Here is a 15,012-nt window from a genome sequence, read left to right as displayed (position 1 = left end):
ATATATGGTTATCAAGAAATTAAATAATTTAGTGAGGTGGCAACATGAAAATAGGATTCGATCACAAAAGGTACCTAGAAGAGCAATCAAAATATATTTTAGAAAGAGTTAATAATTTTGATAAGCTTTATTTAGAATTTGGCGGTAAGCTAATGGGAGATTTACATGCAAAGAGAGTATTACCAGGTTTTGATGAAAACGCAAAAATAAAAGTACTTCAACATATAAAAGAAAAAGTTGAAGTTGTTATATGTGTTTATGCAGGAGATATCGAAAGAAATAAAATCAGAGGTGACTTCGGTATAACATATGACATGGAAGTTTTAAGACTTATAGACGATTTAAGAAAATATGAATTAGATGTAAATAGTGTTGTAATAACAAGATTTGAAGGACAACCTGCTACTACTGTATTCATAAACAAATTAGAACGTAGAGGTATAAAAGTATACAAACATGCTCCAACAAAAGGATATCCAACTGATGTTGATACAATAGTAAGTGATAAAGGATATGGAGAAAACCCTTATATAGAAACTACTAAGCCGATAGTTGTTGTTACAGCTCCGGGGCCAAATAGTGGGAAATTAGGAACTTGTTTAAGTCAATTATATCATGAAAATAAATTAGGTAATGCTGTTGGGTACTCAAAATTTGAGACATTCCCAGTATGGAACGTTCCATTAAAGCATCCTTTAAATATAGCATATGAAGCTGCGACAGTAGATTTAAAAGACGTTAATATGATAGATTCATTCCACCTTGAAAAATACGGAAAAATGTCAGTAAACTATAATAGAGATTTAGAGTTATTCCCAGTTGTTAAGAAAATAATAGAAAAAATAACAGGAAAAGAATCTATATATCAATCACCAACTGATATGGGTGTTAATAGAGTTGGATATGGTATAACAGATGATGAAGTTGTTGCAGAAGCATCAAGACAAGAAATAATAAGAAGATACTTTAAAACTGCTTGTGAATACAAAAAAGGTCAAGTGGATAAAGGCGCTTATGATAGAATAAAAATGATAATGGAAGGTCTTAACTTAAAGCCTGAAGATAGAACAGTTGTTATGCCTTCAAGAAATTATAGCAGCAAACTAAAAGAAACTGCACAAAAAAATGATGCTTGCCCAGTCGTAGCAATAGAACTAACAGATGGAACTATGTTAACTGGAAAAGGTTCAGACTTAATGAATGCAACAGCAGCAGCTACATTAAATGCTATAAAACATTTAGCTAAAATAGATGATGAATTACATTTAATATCTCCAGCTATACTTGAGCCAATTGTAAACTTAAAAACTAAAACACTAGGAAGTAGAACTCCTGAATTAAGTTGTGAAGAAGTACTAACTGCACTTAGTATATGTGGTGTTACAAATCCAACAGCTCAAGCTGTAATTGATAAATTACCTTTATTAAAAGGAGCTCAAGCACATTCTAATACTATATTAAGTAAAAATGATGAGCAAACATTTAGAGAACTTGGGATAGATGTAACAAGCGATCCTGAATATCCATCACAAAATCTTTATTATGCAAACTAAACTATAAAATAGTTAAAAATAGAGAAAATATAAGACCATATTACCCCCGAGGTAGTATGGTCTTTCTTATATAAAATTATATAATCTTAAAAATAAATATAAATATACGGTTATCAAGTACCTAAAACAAGTTAGTTCCTTGGAATAACTATTTTAAAGGTTTTTTGAAAAATTTGCAAGTGATTTTTCAAAAACTATAAAATAAAATTTAAATTGCATATTATTATGTCACGATATCGTGAAAAATACTAAATGATAAGAGGTGATATATATTAATGAAAATAGAAAAATAATTCATATAGATATGGATGCTTTTTATGCATCAGTTGAGCAAAGAGATAACCCAAATTTAAGAGGAAAGCCTGTAGTTGTTGGAGGAGACCCTCAAAGTAGAGGAGTTGTTTGTACTTGTTCCTATGAAGCTAGGGCGTACGGTATTCATTCAGCTATGTCATCTCAAAATGCATATAAAAGATGTCCTTACGCATATTTTGTAAGACCTAGGTTTGATGTGTATCATGAAGCATCAAATCAAATAAGAGAAATATTTCATAGGTATACAGATTTAGTAGAACCATTATCTTTAGACGAAGCTTTTTTAGACGTAACAAATAATAAAAAAAATATAAAATATGCTACAGAGATAGCTAAGATGATTAAAAAAGAAATTTTAGAAGAAGTTGGATTAAGTGCATCCGCAGGAGTTTCTTATAATAAATTTTTATCAAAACTTGCATCTGATTATAAAAAACCAAGTGGTCTTACTGTAATAACACAAAAGAATAAACAAGAATTTTTGGATAAATTACCAGTAAATAAATTCTTTGGAGTTGGGAAGGTAACTGCTAGAGCCCTTAAAAATTTAGGTATAGAAACTGGATATGATTTAAGAAAATTGGAATTGTGTGAATTAGAAAACATATTTAAAAATAGAGGCTACACGTTTTATCAATTTGCAAGAGGGATAGATTATAGACCAGTTCAACCACATAGAGAAAGAAAGTCAGTAGGTGCAGAGACTACGTTAAGTCATAATTTAAGTGTAGAAGATGAAGAAGTTGTAGATATACTTAGTGAAATATGCGAAGAAGTATGTGAGAGGCTTAAAACTTGTGATAAGCTAGGAAAAACAATAACTCTAAAGGTTAAATTTGAAGATTTTACCCAAATAACAAGGAGTATTAGTTTAGAAAATGCTTTAAATAAGCATGATGAAATAAGAACAAATGTATATAATTTATTAAAAAATATTAATACAGATAAACAAATTAGATTGTTAGGGGTAACTTTATCAAATTTAATAGATTCTAAAGATGAATGCACAAATATAACAATATTTGAATATATAGAGAGTATAACGAATAAATATGAGTCCATGGATTAGTTTAAAAACTTTTCTGTGGATTTTTTAGTTAAGAGGACAAATGAAAGTCATTATTAAACTTAAGCGAATTTCAAGTGCGATAACATGTCAAATGTCAATTTTAAAATAAATCATAATGGTTTGAGGGGGATAAAATGGAAAACAATAGTTATAAAAAAGTAAAACAAGTACTATGGGTTATTTTATTTGCAAACTTTGGAGTTGCAATGTTAAAAATTATTATAGGTAGTACTATAAAAAGTGCAAGTATGACTGCCGATGGATTTCACTCTTTATCAGATGGTGCATCTAATATAGTTGGAATTATAGGTATTAGTATAGCATCTAGACCTAAGGATAAAGATCATCCATATGGACATAAAAAATTTGAAATAATGGCAAGTATGTTTATTGGATGTATGTTAATTGTAATAGCGGGTAAGATTATTTTTACTTCAAGTTCAAGATTTACAAATGTAGTTAAACCATCTATAACTGTAGAAAGTTTAATAGTGTTGATAGTTACACTTATAATAAATATATTTGTATGTACTTATGAAAATAGAGTTGGTAAAAAATTAAATAGCTATATACTTGTATCAGATTCAATGCATACTAAGAGCGATATATTTGTCTCAATAGGAGTTTTATTTACATTAGTTGGAGTTAAACTAGGACTGCCATCTATTATTGATCCTATAGCATCTTTAGTAGTTTCAGGGTTTATAATTTATTCAGCTTATGAAATATTTAAATCATCTACAGGAGTATTAGTAGATAAATCAATAGTAGATGAGGATGAAATCATCGAAATTGTGAGTAGCTTTAAAGATGTAAAAGGAGTTCATAAGATAAGAAGTAGGGGAAGCGAAAGTGATATGTATGTTGATATGCACATATTGATTGACCCTTATATAAGTATTGAAAAATCGCATGTACTAACTCATGAAATTGAAGATATGATTCAAACTAAAATAAATGAAAGTTCTCAAGTAATCGTACACTTAGAACCATTTTATGAGGAAAAATAGTTAAATTAACAAAAAAAGGACATCTTTTAATATAAAGATGTCCTTTTTATAATTATTTTTTGAATATTCCAAATGGCTTTCCAACTGGTAAAAATACTTTTCCAAAGTGAGCATTTAAAACTGCAGCACCACAACCATAGAATGAAAATATTGCTATTGCTAACTCAGAATATGCAGCAAATTGATGAGTAGCATGCTCCATTATACCGAATGAAGTTAATGTTAATCCTATAAATAAACAATCTATAAGTACGAAAATTATAAATAATACCTTGTGAGTTTCCATTGCGCCTATAGTCATAAATAATGTGAATATTAAATATCCTAAGTAAGCAAATCCTAATTGCTTAATATCAGCAGATGCTGCTAATTTTTCACCGAATACTCCGTTTTGTATTAACCATGTGAATCCAACTGCATACCAGAAGAATGCATATGCACCAAAAGCAGTAGCTCCAAATGTGTTGTCATGTTTAAAATCATTTATACATGCAAATAACTGAGCAGTAGCTCCTAAGAATATTGCCCATGGTAAAACTAGTGATACTCCTGAAGTTAATCCTAATTTTTGAGATGAAGCAACTAATGTTATCATTGCTAGTCCAAAAAGTCCTAATGCTGAAGGGTCAGCTGTTACAACTTTTACTTTTGTTTCATTTTTCATTTTTTATCCTCCTAGAAATTTAAATACTATATAGAAATGTATCTTGTATACAAAAAAATACTTGTATATCATATCATGTTTTTTTTTAGAAGTATATAAAAAAATGCAGTTTTATAAAAAATAAATAGGTTTTAAACCTATTTATTCCATTAATATGTTTTTAAGTAAATCTAAATTTAAAATTTTAATTACATCTTTAGAGTAATCTATAAGATTTTCATTTTTCATATTTATAAGTTCGCGTGATAAAGAGGGTCTAGGAATACCTAGTTTCTCAGAAAGTTTTTGTTTTGTCATGTTAAGGTTAATAAATACACTACCTTGAATGTTATATTCAGTAATTAAGTAGTTACTAATTTTTTGACGTATACTAGTTAAAGATAAACCTGTAATTGATTTATTTAAGCTTATAATTTTATTAGTTAAAGCATTTAAAAACATTTCTAAAAAATCGGGGTGATTACTGCAAAATCCAATAAAATCATTTCTACTTATAAACATAACTTTGCTATTAGTAGAAGCTATTACCGTAGCTGGATACGTATTAGTATCAGAAAAAGCTATAACTTCCCCAAAAAACTCACCAGCACTAAATGAAGAAAGATGGATTACATTGTTGCTAGTTAAAATTCTTTTTATATCAACACTTCCTTCTAAAACCAATCCAACTTTTTCACAAGGGTCACCCTCTAGCGCAATAATATCATTTTTAGAATAACTAACTACGTTGTAATTAGATTTTTCAAAGAACTTTAAAACTTCATTTTTATTCATAACCATAATTACCACCAAACTTTCTTTACTTTATAATAGTGTAACCTATGTTACCGCTATGCATACTAATCATAACATATAATGAGTATACAAAATATAGATTTAAATTGGAGGAACAATTATGGAAGATAAAATGTTTTGTTTTCAGTGTCAAGAGACAGCAGGTAATACAGGCTGTACGAAATTTGGAGTATGTGGAAAATCACCAGATTTAGCAAGAATGCAAGATTTATTAATATATACAACTAAAGGCTTATGTGAAGTTACTACAAGACTTAGACAAGAGGGTAAAGTAGTATCATCAAATATAAATCATTTAATAACAATAAACTTATTTACTACAATAACAAATGCTAACTTTGATGATGAAGTATTTTATGAGAGAGTTAAAAATACTTTAAAAGCAAAAGAAGAATTGTTAGCTACATTAAATAATAAAGAAAATTTATCTGAAGCATCATTATGGAATGCAAGCTCTAATGAAGAAATGGATGTAAAAGTTGGTGTTTTAGTTAAATTGAAAAATTCAATATTTACTTCAAAAGAAGATACAAATATTGATTCAATATTAGATGAAAAATCAACAAAGGTTGGTGTTTTATCTACTAAAGATGAAGATAAGAGAAGTTTAAGAGAACTTATAATATATGGATTAAAAGGTTTATCTGCGTATGTAAAACATGCAAATGCCTTAGGGTATGATGATGAGAGTGTAAATGCATTTATGCAAAGTGCTTTAGCAAAAACTTTAAATGACAACTTAAGTATAGATGAATTAATAGCATTAACTTTAGAAACAGGAAAAGTTGGAGTAGATGGCATGGCTTTACTTGATAGTGCTAATACAAAAACTTATGGAAATCCAGAAATAACTAAAGTTAATATAGGTGTTAGAAATAACCCAGGTATATTAGTATCGGGACATGATTTAAAAGACTTAGAATTATTATTAAAACAAAGTGAAGGAAGCGGAGTAGATATATATACTCACTCAGAGATGTTACCAGCTCACTATTACCCAGCATTTAAGAAATATTCACATTTTGCAGGTAACTATGGAAATGCATGGTGGAAACAAAAAGAAGAGTTTGAAAGTTTCAATGGACCAATACTTATGACTACAAACTGTATAGTAACACCAAAAGATAGTTATAAAAATAGATTATACACTACTGGAGCAGCTGGGTTTACTGGATGCACTCATATAGCTGGAGAGTCTGAAGATAACAAAGATTTTTCAATTATAATAGAACAAGCTAAAAAATGCCAACCTCCTATAGAAATAGAAACTGGAGAGATAATAGGTGGATTTGCACATAATCAAGTATTTGCATTAGCAGATAAAGTAGTAGATGCAGTTAAAACTGGAGCTATAAAAAAATTCTTTGTTATGGCAGGTTGTGATGGAAGAGCTAAGTCAAGAGATTACTATACAGACTTTGCAAAAGCATTACCAAAAGACACTGTAATACTTACAGCAGGATGTGCAAAATATAAATACAATAAATTACCACTAGGTGATATAAATGGAATACCTAGAGTATTAGATGCAGGGCAATGTAATGATTCTTATTCATTAGCACTTATAGCATTAAAGCTTAAAGAAGTATTTGAATTACAAGATATAAATGAATTACCAATAGCCTTCAATATAGCTTGGTATGAACAAAAAGCTGTAATAGTATTATTATCACTATTACATCTTGGAGTTAAAAACATACACCTAGGACCAACATTACCAGCATTCTTATCTCCAAATGTAGCGAATGTTTTAATTGAAAACTTCGGTATAGCTGGAATAACTAATGTTGAAGATGACTTAAAAATATTCTTAGGATAATTTAGAATATAAATTAATAAATATAATAATTTTATATAAATTTAAAGTAAAAAATTAAAAAAGTAGTTGCCAAACAATACCAATAAACATATAATTATATTGTAAGAGATAAGGCGACATAGCCAAGCGGTAAGGCAGTGGACTGCAACTCCTTGATCCTCAGTTCAAATCTGGGTGTCGCCTCCAATTAAATAAGTTAGTAGTAATATTAGATAAGCTGACTTAACAAAAAATAACTTTAATCAAAACTGATTAAAGTTATTTTTTTGTTTATTACATTAAAATAATGCAATAAACGAGAGGATTTTAAATTAAATGTTTGTATTTGAAATGTTTATAAATTAAAACGAAAATGTTATAATAGTATGAATAAAATGTGAATATGAAATTATTAATATAGATAAAATAAACAAAAATATTATAAAAGATTTTAGGAGTGATAAAATGAGCAATACAAGTACTGACTTGGGAAAAGAAAACATAGGAAAACTTCTTTTTAAATTAGCTACACCAGCGATAATCGCACAGCTAGTAAATGTCTTATACAATATTGTAGACAGAATATTTATAGGAAGAATGCCAGGTGGAGATATGGCTATGGCAGGAGTAGGAGTAGCATTCCCAATAATACTAATAATATCAGCATTTAGTGCTTTAGTAGGTATGGGTGGAGCACCTTTAGCAGCAATTAAAATGGGCGAGCAAGATAATGATGGTGCTGAAAAAATAATGAGTAATAGTTTTTCTATATTAATGATTTTATCATTAATATTAACGGTAGGTTTTTTAGTATTTAAAGAGCCTATACTTTGGGAATTTGGTGCAAGTGAAGCAACAATAGGATATGCAACTGATTATTTAAGTGTATATCTTATAGGTACTGTATTTGTTCAAATAGGCTTAGGAATGAACCCTTATATAAATACTCAAGGTTTTGCAAAAGTAGGTATGATGACAGTAACAATAGGTGCTATTATAAATATAGTACTAGATCCGATTCTTATATTTGGGTTAGGGATGGGAGTAAAAGGAGCTGCACTAGCTACTATACTAGCACAAGCAGTCTCAGCTATATGGGTACTACGTTTTTTACTTGGTAAGAAAAGTATTCTTAAAATAAAGAAAAAATACTTAAAACCAGATATTAAAATAATACTTCCTATATTATCACTAGGAGTATCTCCGTTTATAATGCAAGCTACAGAAAGTTTAGTTTTAGTGTCTTTAAATAGTCAATTACAAAAGTACGGTGGCGATTTAGCGGTAGGTGCAATGACTATAATGAGTAGTATAATGCAAATAATAATGTTACCTAATCTAGGATTAACTCAAGGAGCTCAACCTATAATAAGTTACAATTATGGGGCAAAGCAAATGGATAGAGTAAAACAAACATTTAAATTGTGTTTAGGTTTATGTTTTCTATATACAACTGGTATGTGGTTAGCACTTATGATGTTACCACAAATATTTGTTGGTATATTTAATAATGACCCCGCACTTATGGAAATAACTACTTGGAGTATAAAGATATACTTTGCTGGAATATTTATATTTGGTGTACAAGTAGCTTGTCAACAGACATTCTTAGCACTTGGTCAAGCGAAAATATCTTTGATATTAGCTTTACTTAGAAAGATAATACTTTTAGTTCCATTAATATTTATATTACCTATGTTTATAGAAAATCAATTATTTGGAGTACTTTTAGCAGAACCAATAGCAGATATACTTGCAGCAACTACAACTATAATATGCTTTATGGTATTTTATAAAAAAACTTTATCAGTAGTAGATGCTAATGAAAAAAAGATATAAAATAAGACATTATTAATAATAATTAATATAAATTAAAACAAAATACAGTAAATATTAAATATTGTAATAAAAATGTAAGTATTTAAAACATTAATGGTATAATATTTAAATAGATGATACTTAGAATGAAAGGATTGATAATCATGACAAATAACTTATCGATGCAAGAATTATTAGATCAACAAGAACAAGAATTTAACAGTGTTAAAGTTGGACAAACTATAAGCGGAAAAATATCTAAAATAACTAATGATTCAGTTGTTTTAGAATTAAACTATGGATTTGATGGAGTAATATCAATAAACGAGTTAAATCTTTCTAAAGGAAAAGAGATTAGTGATATATATAATGTGGGTGATGAAATAACTGCAGTTATAACAAAGGTATATCACAAAGATGGAACAATACATTTATCTAAATTCCAATTAGATAAAAAAGCTGATTTTACAGAACTAGAAAAGGCTTACAAAGAACATAGAATAATAACTGTAAATATTGAAAAAAACATAGAAAGAGGAGTATTTGCTACATATAATACACAATCACTATTTATACCAATATCACAATTAGATACTAAGTTTGTTAATGATACATCTGGATATGTAGGATGTAATTTAGAAGTTTATATAAAAGAGATGGATGTTAAGAAAAATAGATTAGTAGCTAGTCATAGAGACGTACTACAAGAACGTTTAGATAAAGAAAGAGAAGAAAGAAGAGTTCGTATAAAAGAAGAAAAAGAACAAGCAAGAGCAAAAGCAAAAGCTGACAGAGAAGCACACAAAGCTCAAGTAAAAGAGCAAAAAGAAACTTTATTTAACTCTTTAGAATCAGGACAAAAAAGAGAAGGTAGAGTTACTAAAATAATGCCTTACGGAGCATTTGTTGACATCGGTGGAATAGAAGGATTAGTTCACTTAAACAACTTATCTTGGGAAAGAGTAGAATCTGTAGAAGATATGCTTTGTGAAGGTCAAGAAGTAGAAGTTTATGTATTAGATGCAGATACAGAAACTAAAAAAATAGCATTAGCATTAAAAGATATAAATAATGATCCTTGGGATTTAATAAAAGATGAAATATATTTAGATGATATAGTTACTGGAAAAATTGTAAGAACTATAGAAAAAGGTGCTTTTGTACAAATAAGAGAAGGTGTAGATGCATTTTTACCTATATCTGAACTAAGTGAAGAAAGAGTTATGAAAGTTACTAATGTTGTTAACGTTGGAGATGAAGTTAATGTAATGGTTATAGACTTTAAGCCAAAGAACAAAAGATTAGTAGTATCAATAAAAGAAGCTACAAGAGAACCAGAAGAAGATATAACAGAATTTTTAGAAGTAGAAGATTCTCTAGGAACTCTTGGAGAATTATTTAAAGAAAAGTTTAAAAACTTACAAAAATAATAAATATAATTAAAGCCATATTAGATAAACCGATATGGCTTTAATTTATATATATAAATGGAGGTATTCACATATGAAAGGATTAATAGATTTACATACACATACGATAGTAAGTGGTCATGCATATAGTACAGTTCAAGAGAATATACAATCAGCAATAAATAATGGACTAAAATATTTAGGGATATCAGAACATGCTCCAAATATGCCAGGTGGACCACATCCATATTATTTTCATAATATATACTGTATTCCAAAAGAAGTTGATGGACTTAAAATACTTAGAGGTATAGAAGCTAACATTATAGATTTTGATGGAAATACTGATGTTTCTGATGATATGTTAACACATATTGATTATATGATAGCTAGTTTGCATAATCCATGTATAAATGCAGGAAGCAAAGAAGAAAACACAAATGCAATACTTAAGGTAATGGATCATCCAAAAGTTAAGATAATAGGTCACTTAGATGACAGTCGATATGAAGTTGACTATGAGCGTGTAGTAAAAAAAGCTAAAGAAAAAAATGTTTTACTAGAAATAAATAATTCGTCGTTAAAACCAACTACTTTTAGACAAGGTGCATGGGAAAACTTAGGAATTATGCTTAAGCTTTGTAAAGAATATGAAGTTAAAGTTGTAATGGGAACAGATTCTCATATATCTTATGATATCGGCAAATTTACATATTGTGAAAAAATATTAAATGATAATAATTTTCCAACACATTTAGTTATAAATTATAATGAAGATGAAATAATAGAATTCTTTAATATATAGTAAAGTGAAGATGGGTTTTATTAGTAGTTACACAGTTTAAATAATCTTGTAAATAAAAATGGTGTTCTTTGTAAAGAACACCATTTTTATTTACAAAATCATAAGGGAAAATTTAATATTTTAGGTATATTATCATTTATTGCAATTGGGCTGAATATAATGGCATTAGCTATGTTTATATTACATTTTTTTTATTATTATATCAAATAAATTTAGTAAGTAAATTAAGTGAAAATACGAACTATTTTTATTTTTAATATAGGTAAATAAATACGTTGAAAAGTACTATGACAATATTGTATAATCAGAGTATCAAGATATTATAATGATTTGCTATGTTTAAAAGATTAAAACGTATATTTAAAATTAAAAATCTTATAAAGTTCAGTTAAAGTATGAATTAAATGCGCTGGTGCATTATGCCAGCGCTATATTTATGGATAATGGAGAAAACTTAAATTTAATATAAGGGGAGTGTGTAATATTGGCAACTATATAACTGAGCTTAATATAATAGTATTAGGTATGTTTACTTATTTAAAAATTAGAGTTGAAAAATAAAATATTATAGGTTTGAAAAGGAGGATAGAGAGTATGACTAAAAAAACATTTAGCTTGGAGGATAACGTATTCTTACAAAATTCAATTATGGTAATCGGACTAATATTAAGTGCAGTGGGTATAAATGCATTTCTTACGCCTGCAAATTTATTGAGTGGTGGACTAACTGGGATTTGTGTTATGTTAAATAATTTATTTGGAATAAATCAAGGTGTAGCTAGTTTTCTAATGAATATACCTATTTTTATATTATCTAAAAAGTATTTTGGAAAGAGATTTCTAGTATTAAGTTTTATAAATATGCTTTTATTTTCTATAACATTAGGAGTTACACAGGATTTATATAAATATGTCAATATAAATGACACTATGCTTCAATGTATATACGGTGGGATACTTAACGGAGTTGGTATGGGTCTTGTATTTAAGGCTAAAGCAGCAGCAGGCGGATTAGATATTATAGCAGCTATAATTAAAGTTAAATTTGACATTGCAATGAAAAATACATTCTTAATGGTTAATTTTTTTGTAATTTGTGCAGGAGGTTTTTTATTTGGACCTAAGTTAGTTATGTATACTTTAATATCAATGTATATAACTTCTATAACTATGGAAATTTCTAAGGACAGTTTCAATAAACAAAAATCAATACTTTTAATATCACAAAAAAGTGAAGAGATAGCACAAATAATTATGCAAGAAATGAAAAGTGGAGTAACATTTTTAGAAGCAGAGGGTGCATATACTAATGATAAAAAGAAATTAATTTATTGTATAGTATCATCAAATGATTTAGCTAAGTTAAAAGACTTAGTTTATAAAATAGATTTGGATGCTTTTATTTCAATAAACAATGTTGAAGAAGTAAGAGGAGCCGGGTTTAAAGAAAAATTCTTATAAAAACATAAATTGAAATAAAAAAAGATGATTTTAAAAATCGTCTTTTTTATAGTTTAATCATCAATAAATATAATTTTTACATATGTAGTTTAAAAAAAGTAATATTTTAAATATATTTACCAATAATTATTTTTGAAAATGATGTAAACTAATCTATTTTAGTGATATAATTATATATTAGCAACTAAAATAATAAATTAGTTTTGATGAGCGTTAATTAGGATATAATAAAACTAACAATAGATTAAGCAGGTGATATTAATGGGAAATAAATTTTTACCAATATGTAAACAAGATATGATAGATAGAGGATGGGAAGAATTAGACTTTGTATTAGTTACAGGAGATGCATATGTTGACCATCATAGTTTCGGAACAGCTATAATATCAAGAGTATTAGAAAGTGCAGGTTATAAAGTAGGTATAATTGCACAACCAGATTGGAAAACTACAGATGATTTTATGAAGTTAGGAAAACCAAGATTAGGTTTCTTAGTTAACTCTGGAAACATGGATTCTATGGTAAATCATTATTCTGTAAGTAAAAAACATAGAGAAAAAGATATGTATTCTCCAGGTGCTAAAATGGGTCTTAGACCAGACAGAGCAACTATAGTTTACTGTAACAAAATAAGAGAAGCATACAAAAATGTACCTGTAATAATAGGTGGACTAGAAGCAAGTTTAAGAAGATTTGCTCACTATGATTACTGGAGTGACAAAGTTAGAAAATCTATGTTAGTAGACAGTGGTGCTGACATGCTGATTTATGGAATGAGTGAAAAGCAAATAGTAGAAGTTGCAAATGCATTAAATGATGGATTTGAACCAAAATATATAAGACATATAAATGGTACATGTTATGTAGCAGATTCTTTAGATGAAATATACGATGATTATGTATTAATACCTTCATATAAAGAAGTTTGTGATGATAAAATTAAATATGTACAAGCTTTTAAAGTTCAATATGATGAACAGGATCCTTATAGAGGAAAAGCAATAGTTCAAAAACATTCTGACAAGTATGTTGTACAAAACAAACCAGAAATACCTTTAAATAGAAGTGAATTAGATGCAGTATATGCGCTTCCATATCAAAAAACTTACCATCCTGTATACAAAAAAGATGGTGGAATACCAGCAATAGAAGAAGTTAAATTTGGTATAGTTAGTTCAAGAGGATGTTTTGGAAGTTGTTCTTTCTGTGCAATAACTTTCCACCAAGGAAGAGCTGTACAAAGTAGGAGTCAAAATTCTATAGTAGATGAAGCTGTAGGAATAACAAAACTTCCAGATTTCAAAGGTTATATACATGATGTTGGTGGACCTACTGCAAACTTTAGAAAAGCTGCATGTAAAAAGCAAGTAACTAAAGGGGCATGTAAGAACAGACAATGTCTACATCCAGAACCATGTAAAAACTTAGAAGTAGACCATAGTGAATACTTACAATTACTAAGAAAATTAAGAAAATTACCAGACATAAAGAAAGTATTTGTTCGCTCAGGAATAAGATATGATTATGTTATGGCTGACAAAGATAATAAGTTCCTTAGAGAATTAATAGAGCATCATGTTAGTGGGCAATTAAAAGTAGCTCCTGAGCATATTGCAGAAGAAGTTCTACATCATATGCAAAAGCCAGCAGGTAATATGTATGATAAGTTTAGACAAAAGTTCTTTGCTATAAATGAGCAATTAGGTAAAAAGCAATACTTAATACCATACTTAATGTCAAGTCATCCAGGATCTACATTAAATAGTGCTATTGAGTTAGCTGAGTACTTAAGAGACACGGCGTATCAGCCAGAGCAAGTACAAGATTTCTACCCAACACCAGGAACATTATCTACAACAATGTTCTACACAGGAATAGACCCTCTTACTATGCAACCTGTATATGTTCCAAAGAGCAAAACAGAAAAAGCAATGCAAAGAGCTTTACTTCAATATAGAGCACCGAGAAATTATGATTTAGTTCATAGTGCATTAGTGCAAGCAGGAAGAGAAGATTTAATAGGTATTGGACAAAGATGTCTAATAAAACCTAAAGAATTAAGACCTTATGCTAATAGAATAGCTGGTTCTAAGAATAAAAATAGTAATAACAGAAATTCAAACAATAAGCCAGCTGGAAAAAGAAAAGAAGATAGTAGAAGTAATAGTCAACAAGCTAATAAAAGCTCTAATACTAGAAAAAAGAAAAGAAAATAGATTAAGCTTAATAATAAAAGTCATCATGTAGTTAACATGGTGATTTTTATTATGCAAAAATATAGATAAGAATAGAACTAGTTTTATTGATTTTTTAA

At 28.4% G+C, this 15,012-nt stretch carries 11 protein-coding genes and 1 tRNA gene; 10 read left to right on the top strand and 2 right to left on the bottom strand.

Annotated elements, in window-relative coordinates; translation table 11 throughout:
* Positions 1 to 44: 44 nt before the first annotated feature.
* The 3 genes from QOZ84_RS15040 to QOZ84_RS15030 all read left to right on the top strand — a co-directional run bounded on the left by QOZ84_RS15040 (position 45) and on the right by QOZ84_RS15030 (position 3,947).
* Entirely contained in the window at positions 45 to 1,553 is a 1,509-nt protein-coding gene (locus QOZ84_RS15040; protein ID WP_284133748.1) for a DUF1846 domain-containing protein, read from the top strand.
* A gap of 271 nt (positions 1,554 to 1,824) precedes the next feature.
* Positions 1,825 to 2,937, top strand: coding sequence for a DNA polymerase IV (gene dinB, locus QOZ84_RS15035; protein ID WP_284133775.1), 1,113 nt, complete (start codon positions 1,825 to 1,827; stop codon positions 2,935 to 2,937).
* A 134-nt stretch (positions 2,938 to 3,071) separates the two neighbouring features.
* On the top strand, positions 3,072 to 3,947 hold the full coding sequence (locus QOZ84_RS15030; protein ID WP_284133747.1) for a cation diffusion facilitator family transporter: 876 nt from the start codon (positions 3,072 to 3,074) through the stop codon (positions 3,945 to 3,947).
* A gap of 52 nt (positions 3,948 to 3,999) precedes the next feature.
* Here the strand turns inward: QOZ84_RS15030 and QOZ84_RS15025 are convergent, their stop codons facing one another.
* Positions 4,000 to 4,611: an acetate uptake transporter gene (locus QOZ84_RS15025; RefSeq protein WP_284133746.1), complete on the bottom strand. Its 612-nt coding sequence runs from the start codon at positions 4,609 to 4,611 to the stop codon at positions 4,000 to 4,002.
* Positions 4,612 to 4,752: 141 nt separating this feature from the next.
* Positions 4,753 to 5,391 (bottom strand): Crp/Fnr family transcriptional regulator, encoded by a 639-nt coding sequence (locus QOZ84_RS15020; protein ID WP_284133745.1) that lies wholly within the window; start codon positions 5,389 to 5,391, stop codon positions 4,753 to 4,755.
* Between the two features lie 115 nt (positions 5,392 to 5,506).
* On the opposite strand from QOZ84_RS15020, the gene hcp reads away from it, so the two are divergent.
* The 7 genes from hcp (at position 5,507) to QOZ84_RS14985 (ending at position 14,914) form a co-directional block, all read left to right on the top strand.
* A complete protein-coding gene (hcp, locus tag QOZ84_RS15015; RefSeq protein ID WP_284133744.1) occupies positions 5,507 to 7,225 on the top strand; it encodes a hydroxylamine reductase in 1,719 nt (572 codons plus the stop codon).
* A gap of 112 nt (positions 7,226 to 7,337) precedes the next feature.
* Positions 7,338 to 7,411: transfer RNA gene (locus QOZ84_RS15010), tRNA-Cys, on the top strand.
* 258 nt (positions 7,412 to 7,669) lie between these two features.
* Positions 7,670 to 9,043 (top strand): MATE family efflux transporter, encoded by a 1,374-nt coding sequence (locus tag QOZ84_RS15005; protein WP_284133743.1) that lies wholly within the window; start codon positions 7,670 to 7,672, stop codon positions 9,041 to 9,043.
* A 143-nt stretch (positions 9,044 to 9,186) separates the two neighbouring features.
* Positions 9,187 to 10,452 carry a 30S ribosomal protein S1 gene (locus QOZ84_RS15000; RefSeq protein ID WP_284133742.1) on the top strand — a complete coding sequence of 422 codons (1,266 nt, stop codon included), beginning with the start codon at positions 9,187 to 9,189 and terminating at the stop codon, positions 10,450 to 10,452.
* A 73-nt stretch (positions 10,453 to 10,525) separates the two neighbouring features.
* Positions 10,526 to 11,236 (top strand): phosphatase, encoded by a 711-nt coding sequence (locus QOZ84_RS14995; RefSeq protein ID WP_284133741.1) that lies wholly within the window; start codon positions 10,526 to 10,528, stop codon positions 11,234 to 11,236.
* Positions 11,237 to 11,830: 594 nt separating this feature from the next.
* Positions 11,831 to 12,697, top strand: coding sequence for a YitT family protein (locus QOZ84_RS14990; RefSeq protein ID WP_284133740.1), 867 nt, complete (start codon positions 11,831 to 11,833; stop codon positions 12,695 to 12,697).
* Between the two features lie 261 nt (positions 12,698 to 12,958).
* The gene (locus QOZ84_RS14985) at positions 12,959 to 14,914 is read left to right on the top strand and encodes a YgiQ family radical SAM protein (protein WP_284133739.1); all 1,956 of its coding nucleotides are present in this window, start codon (positions 12,959 to 12,961) and stop codon (positions 14,912 to 14,914) included.
* The last annotated feature ends 98 nt before the right edge of the window (positions 14,915 to 15,012 follow it).

The sequence above is a fragment of the Romboutsia sedimentorum genome, from assembly GCF_030131845.1.
GTDB classification, from domain to species: Bacteria; Bacillota; Clostridia; order Peptostreptococcales; family Peptostreptococcaceae; genus Romboutsia_D; species Romboutsia_D sedimentorum.
The sequence above is the reverse complement of the archived record's forward strand: the minus strand, read 5'-3'. Positions and strand labels throughout refer to the sequence as shown.

Bases quoted from the DNA above. Each gene is read 5' to 3' on its own strand.
- QOZ84_RS15040 (WP_284133748.1), top strand. From the start codon at position 45: ATGAAAATAGGATTCGATCACAAAAGGTACCTAGAAGAGCAATCAAAA.
- QOZ84_RS15030 (WP_284133747.1), top strand. From the start codon at position 3,072: ATGGAAAACAATAGTTATAAAAAAGTAAAACAAGTACTATGGGTTATT.
- QOZ84_RS15025 (WP_284133746.1), bottom strand. From the start codon at position 4,611: ATGAAAAATGAAACAAAAGTAAAAGTTGTAACAGCTGACCCTTCAGCA.
- QOZ84_RS15020 (WP_284133745.1), bottom strand. From the start codon at position 5,391: ATGGTTATGAATAAAAATGAAGTTTTAAAGTTCTTTGAAAAATCTAAT.
- hcp (WP_284133744.1), top strand. From the start codon at position 5,507: ATGGAAGATAAAATGTTTTGTTTTCAGTGTCAAGAGACAGCAGGTAAT.
- QOZ84_RS15005 (WP_284133743.1), top strand. From the start codon at position 7,670: ATGAGCAATACAAGTACTGACTTGGGAAAAGAAAACATAGGAAAACTT.
- QOZ84_RS15000 (WP_284133742.1), top strand. From the start codon at position 9,187: ATGACAAATAACTTATCGATGCAAGAATTATTAGATCAACAAGAACAA.
- QOZ84_RS14995 (WP_284133741.1), top strand. From the start codon at position 10,526: ATGAAAGGATTAATAGATTTACATACACATACGATAGTAAGTGGTCAT.
- QOZ84_RS14990 (WP_284133740.1), top strand. From the start codon at position 11,831: ATGACTAAAAAAACATTTAGCTTGGAGGATAACGTATTCTTACAAAAT.
- QOZ84_RS14985 (WP_284133739.1), top strand. From the start codon at position 12,959: ATGGGAAATAAATTTTTACCAATATGTAAACAAGATATGATAGATAGA.